Source organism: Streptomyces sp. DSM 41931 (assembly GCF_050271085.1).
GTDB lineage: Bacteria > Actinomycetota > Actinomycetes > Streptomycetales > Streptomycetaceae > Streptomyces > Streptomyces albogriseolus.
The window spans coordinates 682,764-696,825 of record NZ_CP189902.1; the positions used below are offsets into that span (position 1 = coordinate 682,764).

Below are 14,062 nucleotides of genomic sequence, written 5' to 3' on the forward strand. Positions count from 1 at the left end.
CGGTGCGGGTGGGCCACTGGACGATGTCACCGCGGGAGAGAGAGAGATGAGCGAGCTCACCAGACCCGTACCGCCCGCCGACGGCCTGCGCAGGATCGCCCGCAACGTCCTGAGCGACCTGAGAGCGGTGGACGGCGCGCTGTACGCGGCGGTCGCCGCGACCCCGACGCCGACGCTCGACCGCGCGCTGCGCCGGCTCTCCCACGCGGCCGACCACTCCAAGATCTCGTTCGCCATCGCCGGCGCGCTGGCCCTGGCCGGCTCCCGCCCCCGCAGGGCGGCGCTCGCCGGGGTCGGCGCCGTGGCGGTGGCCTCCGCCTCGGCCAACCTGCTCGGCAAACGGCTCGTCCGCCGGGACCGTCCGGACCGGGAGGCGGCGCGGGTGACGGTGGACCGGCATGTTCCGATGCCGATGTCGGCGTCGTTCCCGTCCGGGCACACGGCCTCCGCGGTCGCCTTCGCGACGGCGGTGGGGACGGTGCTGCCCGCGGCGTCCGTGCCGTTGGGGGCGTTGGCGGGGGCGGTGGGGTATTCCCGTATCCATACGGGGGTGCACTACCCGGGGGACGTGGCGGCGGGGGCGGTGCTGGGAGTGGCGTCGGCGGCCACGGCCCTGGCGGTCGCCTCGGCACGGCTCCCGGCCTCCTACCCACGGGGGCGGCGCCCCAGGTAACCGGGGCGGTCGCCCCCGGGCGGCAGCAGTCGAGAAAGCCCGGTGACGTGCAACCGCCCGCGGCGGGGAGGGGACGGGGTGGGGGTGGGCGCCCGCAGCGGCTGGCGCGTCCACGCCCTGGACCTCTCCAGCACGCACTCTCGCGCCAGACCGAGGACGACCACCCCCGCCGCGGCCCCGCACCACCACCCCACCCCGGGCGCTACCTCAACCCCCACCGGACAGGACACGGCGCCGCAGGCGTCCGTCCACCCGCAGAGGCCCCCGGCAACGGCATCACCACGGCACCCCCGCCAAGAACTCCTCCACCCGCTCACTCCCCCACGCCCCGTCGGCGACCACCACCCGGTACCGATACGCGAACGACTCCCCCGCCGGCAGCCCGAACTCCTCGAAGAACGCCCACGAGAACGCCACCGACGGAATCGGTTCCGACCGCACGAACCAGTGCGACGGATGGCCGGCCCGGCCCTCGTCCAGATTCCCGGGCGCATGCGCGAACACCACCGTCGACGCCCCGTCGACCTCGTCCCGCTCGGCCGTGAACCCCAGCCACGGCCCCCGCGTCCCCATGAACCGCTCCCCCGGCCCACCCCCCTCCACGCCCGGCGCGAACACCGTCCCCCCAGTGAAGTCCCGCGGCCCCCGCCACTGCAGCCCGGTGTACCCGGCCATCTCCCGCCCGGCCGTGGTCGGGGACCCGAACCGCAACTCCTCGCCCCGCACGTTGGTCAGCCGTATCGACCAGTCCAACACCCACACCCCACGCGCCGCGTCCACGGAGTGGACGCTCAGCCCCCGCTCCTCACGCGCCCACTCCGCACCCCCGTTCTCCACCCACGTGAGCTCCTCCACGCAATCGAACCGCTCCTCGGCCACCTCGAACGACGAGAACCCGTCGTGCCGCATCCACCCGATCCGCTCCGGCAGGGGCAGGTAACCCCGGCCGTGCACATACGAGTTGCCTCCCCAGAAGTTCTGCCCGGACAGATGACTGGCCGTCATCTGCAACCCCTTGTGCCACCGGTGATCGTTCGGCCGGTACCCGGTCACCACCCTCCCCCCGAGCGTCCGCACCGGATGCGCGTACGGCTTGCGCGACTCGAACGCAACGGGATCGGGCCGGTACACGTACCGCAGAATCTCGACGTCCCCCACGCTCACGCCCACGGCGTCCCCGTGCGCGTGCACCACCCGAAGCGTCACGCGCTCCCCACCCCGCGCCCGCTCCACGTCTCCCCGAACCCCCCGTGCATGACCTCGTAGAAGGAATCCCCGGGACCGATCTCACCGGCCCGCACCGCCCGCCCCGTGAACGCGGCCTTGTACAGCGCCGCGGCGAACTCCAGCGTGTCCCGCGCCTCCCGCCCGCTCCCCGGCGGCCGCACCCCCGCGTCCCAGGCGTCCAGCACGTACCCCAGCTGGGCGGTATGCGAACTGGGCACGTCCTCCCCCGCCTCACGCCATGCCGCGACCCGCTCCCGCGCCACATGCGGCGCGGGCGTGTACACCCAGTCGGCGTTCCTGTGCCCGTACAGATGCGTCAACTCGACCGTCGCGTCCGCACAGTCCACCCGTACCCGGCTCACCTCGTCCGGGGACAGCACGCTGTTGACGACCGTCGCCAACGCCCCGTCGGCAAAACGCACCAACGCCGTCGACACGTCCTCGCTCTCCGTGTCGTGCACCAGCCGCGCCGCCATCGCCTGCACCTCCTCCCACTCCCCGAGCAGATGCAGCAGCAGGTCGTACTGGTGAATCCCGTGGCCCATCGTCGGCCCGCCGCCCTCGGTGTCCCACCGCCCGCGCCAGGGCACGGAGTAGTACCCGGCGTCCCGATGCCAGGTGGTCTGGCAGTGGGCGACCAGCGGCGCGCCCAGTTCCCCGCTCCGGATCAGCTCCCGTGCGCGCACGGCGCCACTGCCGTACCGGTGCTGGAAGATCACCGACGCGTACGCCCCGGAGGCGGTCTCCGCCGCCGCGATCTCGTCGTACTCGGCGAGCGACAGGCACAGCGGCTTCTCGCACAGCACCCAGGCCCCCGCCTTCAGCGCGGCGACGGTCTGCTCGCGGTGCAGCGACGGCGGCGTGCCGATGAGCACGAGATCCGGCCGTACGGCGTCCAGCATCGCCTCCGTCGAGGCGAACCCGGCCACCTCCTCCCCGGCCTCCGCGCGGAACGCGTCCAGCCGACCGGGGTCGACGTCGACCGCGGCGACGAGTTCGACGCGGTCGGCGTGCGCCCGCAGCGCGGGCAGATGACCGCCGACGACGATGGCGCCGGTGCCGATGACGGCCGCACGACGGCGGCCGGAGGACGGGGTCATGCGGCGCTCCTCGGAACGAAACGGCACTCCACGAGCCGGACCGACAGGGCACTCTGCGAGCCGGAACCTCGCAGAAAGCGCTTACCGTCGCCGCTCGAACCCCGACCCTAGGCCCGGCTCCCCCCGGAGACAACCCCTCGCCCCGCCCCCACGAAGCGGTACCGCCGCTCAGGCCGCCCGGTCGCCCCGTACCGCAACGACACCTCCGCCGCCCCCACGGCGTGGAAGTACTCCAGGTACCGCCGCGCACTGACCCGCGAGACACCGGTCAGCCGCGCGCACTCGCTCGCCGACAGACTCCCCTCCGCCTCCCGCAGCGTCCGCTCCACCAGCCCGGCGGTCTCCGCGCTCATCCCCTTGGGCAGCCTGTGCGGCCTGGGCAGCCCGGACGGTACGGGCATCGCCGCCCCCGCCAGCACCCGGTCGACGTCGTCCTGCCCCCGCACCACGGTGTCCCGCAGCATCCCCCGCTGCACCGCGTAGCGCTCCAGCCTCCCCCGCAGGTCCTCGAAGTCGAAGGGCTTGAGCAGGTAGTCGACGACACCGTGCCGCACCGCGCCGCGCACCGCGTCCGCCTCGCGCGCGGCGCTGACGACCATGACGTCGCATTCATGTCCGGCGGTCCGCAGCCGGGGGATGAGATCGAGGCCGAACACATCGGGCAGATACAGATCGAGCAGCACGAGATCCGGACGGAGTTCGCCGACGGCGCCCAGGGCCTGCTCACCACTGCCGGCGACGCCGACCACCCGGAAGCAGTCGACGCGCTCGACGTATGCCCGGTGCACACGCGCCACCCGGAAGTCGTCGTCCACCACGAGCACTCCGATGGCCCCGGTCGTCCCACCAGGCTCGACGGCCTCGCCGACCCCGACAGCCCCGCCGGCCCCGCGCGCATCCTCCCTGTCCCGCATAAGCCCCATCATCACCCCCGCTCCCCACCGGGCAAAGGGCCTGCGACAGACCTGCACCGGCGGCAACCGCCCCGCTGACACAACGACCACAACCTCCATTGCTTCCGTAACCGCGACAGCCCGCCCCCGCCCAGGCACCATGTGGCCCGCGTCACCCTCCCCCTCCGCGGGTCACGCATCCCGGAACACACCCCGTACAACCCGACCGACAGGTGGTGGCACCCGTGCGCCTGCGCACACCCCTCGCCCTGCTCGGCGCCGCTCTGCTCGTCCTCGTGGGCCCACCGCTGCTCACGACCGGCAGCGGCGCCGGGAGCGGCACCCACATCCCGGGCCTGCGCCTCATGGTTCCCAACTCGCCCGGCGGCGGCTACGACATCACCGCCCGCACCGCCGCGAAGAACGCCGAGGACGCCGGACTCACCCGCTCCGTCGAGGTGTTCAACCTGCCCGGCGCCGGCGGCACGGTCGGCCTGAGCCGCCTGGTGAACGAGCGCGGCAACGGCAAGCTGGCGATGTCGATGGGGCTCGGCGTCGTCGGCGCCGTCCGCTCCAACCACGCGCCGCGCACCCTCGCGGACACCACGCCCATCGCCCGGCTCACCGAGGAGCAGGACGTGGTGGTGGTCGCCAAGGACTCCCCGTACCGGACCGTCGACGACCTCGTCAAGGCGTGGAAGGCGGCTCCCGGCCGGCTCCCCGTGGGCGGCGGTTCGTCCCCCGGCGGCCCGGACCACCTCGCGCCGATGCTGATGGCGCGGGCCGCCGGGATCGCTCCGAAGGACGTCAACTACATCCCGTTCGACGGCGGCGGCGAGCTGCTCGCCTCGATCCTCGGCAGCAAGGTCGCCTTCGGCGTCTCCGGGGTCGGCGAGTACCGCGACCAGATCGAGGCGGGCGAACTGCGGCTGCTGGCGGTGACCGGCCCGGAGCGCGTGCCGGGCCTCGACGCGCCCACGCTCAAGGAGTCCGGCTACGACGTGGAGTTCACGAACTGGCGGGGCGTCGTCGCCCCGCCCGGCCTCACCGACGCCGAACGCGGCAAGCTCGTGCGGCTGCTGGAGGCGCTGCACGACTCGAAGGAGTGGCAGGAGTCCATGAAGCGCAACGGCTGGGACGACGCGTTCCTGACCGGCGACGAGTTCGGCGCGTTCCTGGCTGCCGAGGACAAGCGCGTGGTGTCGGTACTGAAGGAGCTCGGCCTGTGACCACTGCCTCCACCCCGACGCCCGGGCCCGGGGCGAAGCCGGCGCCGGAGACGAAGCCCACCGCTCCCCGAACCCCCCGCTCCTGGCTCCGCGACCACTCCGAACTGGGCGTCGGCGCCCTCCTCCTCGCCCTCGGCGTGCTGGTCCTCAACGACGCCCTCACCATGGACGTCGTCATCACCCAACGCGGCCCGGTCGGGCCGAAGACCGTTCCCGTCGTCGTCGGCGTCGGCCTGCTCGTCGTCGCCGCCCTCCTCGCCGTCGACGTGCTGCGCGGCGGCCGGGGCCAGGCGGAGACCGGGGAGGACGTCGACCTCGGCGAACCTGCCGACTGGCGCACGGTCCTGCTGCTCTCCGGCGTGTTCCTCGGCTCCGCCGTCCTCATCGAGCCGCTCGGCTTCCCCGCCGCGGGCGCCCTGCTGTTCTGGGGCGCCGCGTACGCGCTCGGCAGCCGCCGGGTGGACCGTGACCCGCTGATCGCGGCGGTGCTCTCGCTGGCCGCCTACGTCCTGTTCGACAAGCTGCTCGGAGTGCCGCTGCCCGGCGGTCCGCTGATGGGAGTGCTGTGACATGAACGCCCTCAACTCCCTGATGGACGGCTTCGGTACCGCCCTCACCCCGCTCAACCTCCTCTGGGCCGCGGTGGGCGTGCTGCTCGGCACGGCGATCGGCGTGCTGCCGGGCATCGGCCCGGCGATGGCGGTGGCCCTGCTGCTGCCGGTGACGTACGGGCTCGACCCGACCGGCGCGTTCATCATGTTCGCCGGCATCTACTACGGCGCGATGTTCGGTGGTTCGACGACCTCGATCCTGCTGAACACGCCCGGGGAGAGCGCCGCCGTGGTCGCCGCCATGGAGGGCAACCCGATGGCGAAGTCGGGGCGCGGCGCGCAGGCCCTCGCGGCCGCCGCCGTCGGCCACTTCGCGGGCGGCATGGTGGGCACGCTGCTGCTGGTCGCGCTCGCGCCGACGGTCGCCGAGCTGGCGGTGGACATCGGCGCGCCGGACTACTTCGCCATCATGGTGCTGGCGTTCATCGCCGTGACGTCGGTGCTCGGCTCGTCGCGGATCCGGGGCCTGGCCTCGCTGCTGATCGGTCTGACCATCGGCCTGATCGGCCTGGACCAGATGACCGGGCAGCAGCGGCTGACCTTCGGTTCGCTGCACCTGGCCGACGGTGTGGACGTGGTGATCGTCGCGGTGGGCCTGTTCGCGATCGGTGAGGCGCTGTGGGTCGCCGCCCATCTGCGGCGCCGGCCGCCGGAGGCGATCCCGGTGGGCCGGCCGTGGCTGGGCCGCGCCGACCTGCGGCGTGCCTGGAAGTCCTGGGCGCGCGGTCCGTTCATCGGCTTCCCGTTCGGCGCGATCCCGGCGGGCGGCGCGGAGATCCCGACGTTCCTGTCGTACGTGACGGAGAAGCGGCTGTCGAAGCACCAGGACGAGTGGGGCAAGGGCGCCATCGAGGGTGTGGCGGGGCCGGAGTCGGCGGCGTCGGCCTCGGCGGCGGGCACGCTGGTGTCGATGCTGACGCTGGGTCTGCCGACCACGGCGGTCGCGGCGGTGATGCTGGCCGCGTTCCAGCAGTACGGCATCCAGCCGGGCCCGCTGCTCTTCGAGCGGGAGCCCGACCTGGTGTGGGGCCTGATCGCCTCGCTGTTCGTCGGCATGGTGCTGCTGCTCGCCCTGAACCTGCCGCTCGCGCCGCTGTGGGCGAAGCTGCTGCGCGTCCCGCGGCCGTACCTGTACGCCGGGATCATGTTCTTCGCGGCGGTGGGCGCGTACGCGGTCGGCGGCGAGGTGATCGACCTGGTGCTGCTGCTGGTCATCGGTCTGATCGGGTTCGGCATGCGGCGCTACGGACTGCCGGTGCTCCCGGCCGTCATCGGCGTCATCCTCGGCCCGGCCGCCGAGCAGCAGCTGCGCCGCGCGCTGCAGATCAGCGACGGCAGCGTCACCGGTCTGGTGAACACGCCGTTCTCGGTCACCGTCTACGCGGTCGTGGTGCTGCTGCTCGCCTGGCCGCTGCTCCGCAAGGCACTGCCGCGCCGTACGACCACGACGCCCGAGGCGCCCGAATCCCGTACGCCGTCCGGTCGAAGCGCCTGAGTCGTCGAACGGCGGTCGAACTCCCCGGTACCGGGCCGGGACGCCCCGCGGCGTCCCGGCCCGACGCCTCTCACCCCCACAGGTCACGCGACCGATCCACGCCGCACCTCTTGACGCGTAACCGACAACGGTGGCTTCATGACCCCTTGATGGGAGCGCTCCCACCTCCACTCCGGGAAGGGGACACCATGCGCGACACCCGCCGACTGCGCTTACCCCGCTTGTCCATCCGCTCGTTGCCCGGCCTGCTGGCCGCCCTGCTCCTGCCGCTCGGCCTGCTCACCCCGGCCGCGGCGGCCGCCTCCCCGCCGGACGCGACCGCGGCCGCCGACCCCGTGCGGATCATGCCGCTCGGCGACTCCATCACCGGCTCACCCGGCTGCTGGCGCGCCCTGCTGTGGAACCGGCTCCAGGACGCCGGACACACCGGCATCGACTTCGTCGGCACCCTGCCCCCGCAGGGCTGCGGGATCGCGCACGACGGCGACAACGAGGGCCACGGCGGCGAACTGGTCACCAACGTGGCGAGCCAGGGCCTGCTGCCCGCGCGGCTGGCCGCCACCCGTCCGGACATCGTTGTCATGCACTTCGGCACGAACGACGTCTGGAGCAACATCGCGCCCGACCGCATCCTCGCCGCCTACGACACGCTGCTGGCGCAGATGCGGGAGTCCAACCCGGACATACGCGTCCTGGTGGCCCAGCTGATCCCCATGAACCCCGCCACCTGCGCCGCGTGCGCCCAGCGGGTCGTCGACCTCAACGCCCGCATCCCGGCCTGGGCCGCCGGCGCGCACACCAGCCGCTCCCCCGTCGTCGTCGTGGACCAGTGGACGGGCTTCGACACCGCCACCGACACCTACGACGGCGTCCACCCCGACGCCTCCGGGGACGAGAAGATCGCCGCCCGCTGGTTCCCCGCCCTCGCCGCGCAGTTGGGGAGCACCCCGGGCGACCCCGGTGACCCGGGCGACCCCGGTGACCCCACCCTCACCTGCACCGCGTCCTTCCGGTCCGTTTCCGTCTGGCAGGGCGGCTACCAGGCCGAGGTGACCGTGCGGAACACCTCCGCCGCCCCCGTCCGCGGCTGGACGGTGACGCTGCGGCCGGCCGACGGCGCCCGGGTCACCCAGGTCTGGAACGGCGCGCTGAAGTCGGCCGCCGACGGCACCGCCACCGTCGCCGACGCGGGCTGGAACGGCGCCCTCGCCCCCGGCGCGAGCACGGCGTTCGGACTCATCGCCACCACCACCGCGGGGCCGGCCGCCCCCGCCGCCACCGCCGACTGCGCGGCCACACCCGCCTCCTGACCCGGCGCACACTCCGACACGGGAACATCCCCTCGCCCACCCCTCTCCTGGAGCCGCCATGAGAACCTCCGACCGCACCGTCCCCCGGGCCGCCGCCCTCCTCGCGGCGCTCGCGGGTCTGCTCCTGACGCTGCTCGTCCCGACCACCCCGGCCCACGCGGCGCCCACCGGATTCCGGGTGCAGAACGGACGGCTCCTCGAGGCGTCCGGGAACGACTTCGTGATGCGGGGCGTCAACCACGCGCACACCTGGTACGCCGACCGCCTCGACGCGCTGGACCACATCAAGGCCAAGGGCGCCAACACCGTGCGTGTGGTGCTGTCCAGCGGCGACCGGTGGACCCGCAACGACACCGCCGACGTGGCGAACGTCGTCGCGCAGTGCAAGCGGAACCGGCTGATCTGCGTCCTGGAGGTGCACGACACCACCGGCTACGGCGAGCAGAGCGGAGCGGTGACGCTGTCCCGCGCCGCCGACTACTGGATCGAGGTGCGGGACGCGCTTGCCGGCCAGGAGGACTACGTCATCGTCAACATCGGCAACGAGCCGCACGGCAACACCGACTACACGCGCTGGACCGCCGACACCAAGGCGGCCGTCCAGAAGCTGCGGGCCGCCGGGTTCGGCCACACGCTGATGGTCGACGCCCCCAACTGGGGCCAGGACTGGGCGTTCACCATGCGCGACAACGCGGCTTCCGTGTTCGCGGCCGACCCGGACGCCAACACGGTGTTCTCCATCCACATGTACGGCGTCTTCGACACCGCCGCGGAGGTGAGCGACTACCTCGGCCGCTTCGTCGCCGCGAAACTCCCCGTCGTGGTCGGCGAGTTCGGACACAACCACTCCGACGGCAACCCGGACGAGGACGCCATCCTGTCGGTGACCCGGCAGCTCGGCATCGGCTACCTGGGCTGGTCCTGGAGCGGCAACGGCGGCGGGGTCGAGTACCTGGACATGGTCGAGAACTTCGACCCGGCCCGGACGACCAGCTGGGGGCAGCGCCTCTTCGACGGCCCGGACGGGATCGCGGCCACGTCCGAGGAGGCCGCGGTCTACCGGAGCGGCCCGGGCGAGGACACCACGGCGCCGACCGCTCCGGGCGCTCCCGCGGCGTCCGCGGTGACGTCCTCGTCCGTGACGCTCACCTGGGGCGCGGCCACCGACACGGTCGGCGTGACGGGCTACGACGTCGTGCGGGTCGCCGGCGGCCAGGAGACCGTCGTCGCCTCGTCCTCCGGCACCACGGCCACGGTGACCGGTCTCGCGGCGGACACCTCCCACACGTTCGCCGTCTACGCCCGGGACGCGGCCGGGAACCGTTCGGCGCGCTCCGCGACGGCGACCGTGACCACCGCGTCGGGTCCGGCGGCCGGATCCTGCGCGGTCACCTACCGGGTGACGGGTGAGTGGCCCGGCGGCTTCCAGGGCGAGGTCGTCGTCCGCAACACCGGGAGCACGGCGGTCGACGGGTGGACGCTGCGCTGGACCTTCCCGGACGGCCAGCGGATCACCAGCCTGTGGGGCGGGACGGTGACGCAGAGCGGTGCGGAGGTGAGCGTCGCGGCGGCCCCGTACACCGCGACGATCCCGCCGTCCGGTGCGGTGTCGCTGGGCTTCACGGGCTCAAGGGCGGGGACCAACACCGATCCGACGGTGTTCCTGCTGAACGGCGCGGAGTGCTCCGCGGCGTGACAGAGCCGGCTGCCCGGAGGGTCCCTCCCCCTCCGGGCAGCCGTTCACCGGTCCGGGTCGTCGAGGTCAGACGAGGCGGGCGAAGACCACCAGGTTCTCGGTGTAGTCCTTGGCGGCGTGGTCGTAGGCGCCGGCGCAGGTGATGAGCCGGACCTGCGCGTCGGGGGTGTCGGCGTACACGCGCTCGTTCGGGAAGTCGTCCTTCTCGAAGGACTCCGCCTCGTCGACGACGAACGTGGCCCTGGTGCCGTCGGCGCGCCGCACCTGGAAGCGGTCGCCCTTCTCCAGTTCGCCGAGGCGCGCGAAGACGGCCGCGGAGGTCTTGGTGTCCACGTGCCCGGCGATGATCGCCGTGCCCAGCTCGCCCGGGGAGACGCCCCTGGCGTACCAGCCGACGAGGTTGGTGTCGTTCGCCGGGGGCGCTTCGAGCCGGCCCTCACTGTCGGTGTCGAGTGCGGTGAAGGGGGCGTTCACGCCGATGGACGGGATGACCAGCCGGGTCGGCGCCGAGCGCGGCAGGTGCTTGCGGGGGGGTCGTTCGGCGGGGGACGCCGAGGCGGCGGACCCGCCCTCGGCCGGTCCGGTGGACGCGTCGGCCGAGGGCGCCGCGGCGACCGTGCGGGAGGCGCGCGGTCCGTGGGCGTCGTCGGGCGGGTCCTCGCCGCCGCCCATCAGCGTGGTGGCCAGCAGCAGGCCGGCCCCGCCCCAGAAGACCGCGGTCATGACGGAGCGCACTCTGCGCCTCGTCGGGGACGCCTGGTCGGGTTCGGCGGGAGTGGGGGGACTGGCCGGCATCGGGGGAACCACCTCATTCGGGCGCGGCGGAGGGCTCTTCAGGGGAGGGAGGACTCGGGAGGGGCGAGCGGGGCCGTCGTGCCGCGTGGTGCGCGGGGACGGCCCCGGCCGCTATGTCCCCGGGCATGGCTCAGGCCATGTTCCCGGAGACCTTCTTACGGCGCAGCGCGTAGGCGCCGGTGCCGAGGACCGCGAGCGCGGCCAGGCCGCCCGCCGTGACACCGGGCTGCGAGGCGAGACCGCCGCCGCCGGTGTGCACGCCGCCGTGCGGCTTGTCGTGCTTCCACTCCTTGTCCTTCTTGCTGTAGGACTCCTCGCTCTCCGAGTCGCCCTTCTCCTTGTAGCTCTCGGGGTCGTACTTCGGGTCCTTGGCGGTGCCCCAGTCGTCGCTGCTCACCGCGGACAGGGCGCCGCCGCCCGCGTGGACTCCGCCGTGCGGCTTGTCGTACTTGTCGTCCTTGTCGTGCTTGCTCTCCTTGTCGTACTCCTTGCTGTAGGAAGACTTGTCGTGTCCACTGTCGCCGTCGTGGTCGGCGTAGGCCGCGGGCGCGGCGATGGCGAGAGCCGCCGTGGCCGTCGCGGCGGCGAGCACCATGCGGGCAGAGCGCATCTGAGAGTCCTTCCGCTGGAGGCCGGGCAGCTGACTCCGCGTCAGCACACCACTCCCGGGCTCCTGCCTGATCTACGCTCAGCCATGTCGCGCGGCCCCACCATCCGAGACGATCACACGGGTTAACCCCCCACTCCTCCGGCCGTGCGCCGGCTCACTCAGCCGCGTCCCGCGACCCCTTGCCGCCGCATCGGGGCGCCGCCTAGCCTGCTTTTGTGCCGCTAATAAACAAAACCCGTCCGCACAGTGCCGTGCCGGGTACCGACCTCGTCCGGCTCCGACTCGCCCTGACCGCCTTCTTCGCCCTGGACGGCTTCGTCTTCGCCGGCTGGGTCGTGCGCATCCCCGCCGTCAAGGAACAGACCGGGGCGTCGGCGAGCGCCCTGGGTCTCGCGCTGCTCGGGGTCTCCGCGGGCGCCGTGATCACCATGACGCTGACCGGCCGGCTGTGCCGCCGGTACGGCAGCCATCTGGTCACCGTGGTCTGCGCGGTGCTGCTGAGCGTCAGTGTGGCCCTGCCGCCGCTGACCCACTCCACGCTCGCCCTGGGCGCCGTGCTGCTGGTGTTCGGCGCGGCCTACGGCGGGATCAACGTCGCCTTCAACAGCGCGGCCGTCGACCTGGTGGCGGCGCTGGGACGGCCGATCATGCCGGGCTTCCACGCCGCGTTCAGCCTGGGCGGCATGATCGGCGCGGGGCTGGGCGCCCTGGTCGCCGGCTCCCTGTCGCCGGCCCGGCACCTCACGGGGCTCGCCGTGATCGCGCTGCTGGTGACGGCGGTGGCGGGGCGGGCGCTGATGCGGTGCGAGCCGCTGACCCCGGCGGACGGGGGACGCCCCGCCGAGGGCTCCGCTCCCCGGCGCGACCGGCGTACCCGCGCCCTGGTGGTCGTCTTCGGGCTCATCGCGCTGTGCACCGCCTACGGCGAGGGCGCGCTGGCCGACTGGGGCGCGCTCCATCTGGAGCAGGACCTGGGCGCCTCGCCGGGCGAGGCGGCCGTCGGGTACCTCTGCTTCGCGCTGGCGATGACGATCGGCAGGCTGAGCGGCACCACCCTGCTCGAACGGCTGGGCCGGACCCGCACGATCCTGGCGGGCGGCTCCACCGCCGCGGCCGGCATGCTGCTGGGCGCGCTGGCCCCCTGTCTGTGGGCGGCGCTGCTGGGGTACGCCGTGACCGGGCTGGGGCTCGCCAACCTCTTCCCCGTCGCCGTGGAGAGGGCGGGCGCGCTGGCGGGCCCGAGCGGGGTGGCGACCGCCTCCACGCTGGGCTACGGCGGGATGCTGCTCGGCCCGCCCGCCATCGGTTTCATGGCCGACTGGTACAGCCTCCCGGCCGCCCTGACGAGCGTGGCGGTGCTGGCGGCGGTCGCCACCACCATCGGGTTCACGACGCGGCACGTGCGGACGGACTGAGCGCCCGGCGGGGATCGTCGGGCGGTGCCCGGGTACCCGGTCGTCGGCGTCCGACGGTCCTCCGCCCGGCGGACGCCGCAAGCGACCATCGCGCGGAGCCGGGAGAGAACGTGAGCGAGCAGCAGAACCCCGTCGACCAGCACCCCATCCCCGACTTCCCCTCCCAGGACCAGCCGCACCCGGGCTGGACCGGGCCCATGGACCCGCCGCCGGACCACGGTGAGGACTCCTACAACGGCAGCGGACGCCTGACCGGCCGAACGGCCGTGATCACGGGCGGGGACTCCGGCATCGGCCGCGCGGTCGCCCTGGCGTTCGCCCGCGAGGGGGCCGACGTGGTCTTCACGTACCTGGACAGCGAGAAGGACGAGGCGGACGAGACCGCACGCTGGGTGAAGGAGGCCGGGAGGCGTGCCGTGGCCGTGTCCTGCGACATCCGGGAGGAGGAGAACTGCCGGGCGCTGATCGACCGGGCGGTCTCCGAGTTCGGCGGCATCGACATCCTGGTGAACAACGCCGCGTACCAGATGTCCCAGCCGGACGGCATCGAGGCGATCACCACCGAGCAGTTCGACCGGGTGCTGCGCACCAACCTGTACGGCATGTTCTGGCTGTGCAAGTTCGCCGTGCCGCACATGAACGAGGGCGGCAGCATCATCAACTCGGCCTCCGTGCAGGCGTACAAGCCGAGTCCGCATCTGCTGGACTACGCGACCACCAAGGGCGCCATCGTCACGTTCACCCAGGGGCTGGCGCAGATGCTGATCGGGCGGGGCATCCGGGTCAACGCCGTGGCGCCGGGGCCGGTGTGGACGCCGCTGATCCCGGCGACGCTGCCGGACACCGCGGAGTTCGGCAAGCAGGCCCCGATCGGGCGTCCGGCCCAGCCGGCCGAGATGGCCCCGGCGTACGTGTTCCTCGCCTCGCAGGAGGCGTCGTACATCACCGCCGAGATCGTGAACGCGACCGGCGGGACGCCGCTGCCGTAGGGCACCGGGAAAAGCACTG

At 73.3% G+C, this 14,062-nt stretch carries 13 protein-coding genes; 8 read left to right on the plus strand and 5 right to left on the minus strand.

What is annotated here, in order from left to right; genetic code table 11:
- Positions 1–46 precede the first annotated feature (46 nt).
- The gene (locus ACP7TJ_RS03210) at positions 47–673 is read left to right on the plus strand and encodes a phosphatase PAP2 family protein (RefSeq protein ID WP_167742389.1); all 627 of its coding nucleotides are present in this window, start codon (positions 47–49) and stop codon (positions 671–673) included.
- A 276-nt stretch (positions 674–949) separates the two neighbouring features.
- Here ACP7TJ_RS03210 and ACP7TJ_RS03215 read toward each other — a convergent pair whose 3' ends face one another.
- The 3 genes from ACP7TJ_RS03215 to ACP7TJ_RS03225 all read right to left on the minus strand — a co-directional run bounded on the left by ACP7TJ_RS03215 (position 950) and on the right by ACP7TJ_RS03225 (position 3,914).
- On the minus strand, positions 950–1,879 hold the full coding sequence (locus tag ACP7TJ_RS03215; RefSeq protein ID WP_367532803.1) for a PmoA family protein: 930 nt from the start codon (positions 1,877–1,879) through the stop codon (positions 950–952).
- A complete protein-coding gene (locus ACP7TJ_RS03220; protein WP_427762013.1) occupies positions 1,876–3,000 on the minus strand; it encodes a Gfo/Idh/MocA family protein in 1,125 nt (374 codons plus the stop codon). The genes ACP7TJ_RS03215 and ACP7TJ_RS03220 overlap by 4 nt, the downstream gene beginning before the upstream one ends.
- A 107-nt stretch (positions 3,001–3,107) precedes the next feature.
- Positions 3,108–3,914: a response regulator gene (locus tag ACP7TJ_RS03225; protein ID WP_427762015.1), complete on the minus strand. Its 807-nt coding sequence runs from the start codon at positions 3,912–3,914 to the stop codon at positions 3,108–3,110.
- Positions 3,915–4,138: 224 nt separating this feature from the next.
- Here ACP7TJ_RS03225 and ACP7TJ_RS03230 point away from each other — a divergent pair, with 224 nt between their 5' ends.
- The 5 genes from ACP7TJ_RS03230 (at position 4,139) to ACP7TJ_RS03250 (ending at position 10,234) form a co-directional block, all read left to right on the plus strand.
- On the plus strand, positions 4,139–5,122 hold the full coding sequence (locus tag ACP7TJ_RS03230) for a Bug family tripartite tricarboxylate transporter substrate binding protein (protein ID WP_167742391.1): 984 nt from the start codon (positions 4,139–4,141) through the stop codon (positions 5,120–5,122).
- Complete coding sequence (locus ACP7TJ_RS03235) at positions 5,119–5,691, plus strand: tripartite tricarboxylate transporter TctB family protein (protein WP_427762017.1); 573 nt, start codon at positions 5,119–5,121, stop codon at positions 5,689–5,691. Before ACP7TJ_RS03230 ends, ACP7TJ_RS03235 begins: the two co-directional genes overlap by 4 nt.
- 1 nt (position 5,692) lies before the next feature.
- Positions 5,693–7,228, plus strand: a complete 1,536-nt coding sequence (locus tag ACP7TJ_RS03240; RefSeq protein WP_427762019.1) for a tripartite tricarboxylate transporter permease — start codon at positions 5,693–5,695, stop codon at positions 7,226–7,228.
- Between the two features lie 188 nt (positions 7,229–7,416).
- Positions 7,417–8,538, plus strand: a complete 1,122-nt coding sequence (locus ACP7TJ_RS03245) for a cellulose binding domain-containing protein (protein ID WP_401628682.1) — start codon at positions 7,417–7,419, stop codon at positions 8,536–8,538.
- A gap of 58 nt (positions 8,539–8,596) precedes the next feature.
- Complete coding sequence (locus ACP7TJ_RS03250; protein ID WP_427762021.1) at positions 8,597–10,234, plus strand: cellulase family glycosylhydrolase; 1,638 nt, start codon at positions 8,597–8,599, stop codon at positions 10,232–10,234.
- 66 nt (positions 10,235–10,300) lie between these two features.
- Here ACP7TJ_RS03250 and ACP7TJ_RS03255 read toward each other — a convergent pair whose 3' ends face one another.
- Entirely contained in the window at positions 10,301–10,957 is a 657-nt protein-coding gene (locus ACP7TJ_RS03255) for a class F sortase (protein ID WP_093765579.1), read from the minus strand.
- 202 nt (positions 10,958–11,159) lie between these two features.
- On the minus strand, positions 11,160–11,639 hold the full coding sequence (locus tag ACP7TJ_RS03260) for a hypothetical protein (RefSeq protein WP_093765545.1): 480 nt from the start codon (positions 11,637–11,639) through the stop codon (positions 11,160–11,162).
- A 251-nt stretch (positions 11,640–11,890) separates the two neighbouring features.
- Here ACP7TJ_RS03260 and ACP7TJ_RS03265 point away from each other — a divergent pair, with 251 nt between their 5' ends.
- Together ACP7TJ_RS03265 and ACP7TJ_RS03270 are read left to right on the plus strand one after the other, a co-directional pair.
- Positions 11,891–13,054: an MFS transporter gene (locus ACP7TJ_RS03265; RefSeq protein ID WP_427762024.1), complete on the plus strand. Its 1,164-nt coding sequence runs from the start codon at positions 11,891–11,893 to the stop codon at positions 13,052–13,054.
- Positions 13,055–13,164: 110 nt separating this feature from the next.
- A complete protein-coding gene (locus ACP7TJ_RS03270) occupies positions 13,165–14,043 on the plus strand; it encodes an SDR family oxidoreductase (RefSeq protein WP_427762026.1) in 879 nt (292 codons plus the stop codon).
- Positions 14,044–14,062: the final 19 nt, after the last annotated feature.

Coding starts and splice junctions, on each gene's coding strand:
- ACP7TJ_RS03210 (WP_167742389.1), top strand. CDS start 47: ATGAGCGAGCTCACCAGACCCGTACCGCCCGCCGACGGCCTGCGCAGG.
- ACP7TJ_RS03220 (WP_427762013.1), bottom strand. CDS start 3,000: ATGACCCCGTCCTCCGGCCGCCGTCGTGCGGCCGTCATCGGCACCGGC.
- ACP7TJ_RS03225 (WP_427762015.1), bottom strand. CDS start 3,914: ATGCGGGACAGGGAGGATGCGCGCGGGGCCGGCGGGGCTGTCGGGGTC.
- ACP7TJ_RS03240 (WP_427762019.1), top strand. CDS start 5,693: ATGAACGCCCTCAACTCCCTGATGGACGGCTTCGGTACCGCCCTCACC.
- ACP7TJ_RS03245 (WP_401628682.1), top strand. CDS start 7,417: ATGCGCGACACCCGCCGACTGCGCTTACCCCGCTTGTCCATCCGCTCG.
- ACP7TJ_RS03250 (WP_427762021.1), top strand. CDS start 8,597: ATGAGAACCTCCGACCGCACCGTCCCCCGGGCCGCCGCCCTCCTCGCG.
- ACP7TJ_RS03255 (WP_093765579.1), bottom strand. CDS start 10,957: ATGACCGCGGTCTTCTGGGGCGGGGCCGGCCTGCTGCTGGCCACCACG.
- ACP7TJ_RS03260 (WP_093765545.1), bottom strand. CDS start 11,639: ATGCGCTCTGCCCGCATGGTGCTCGCCGCCGCGACGGCCACGGCGGCT.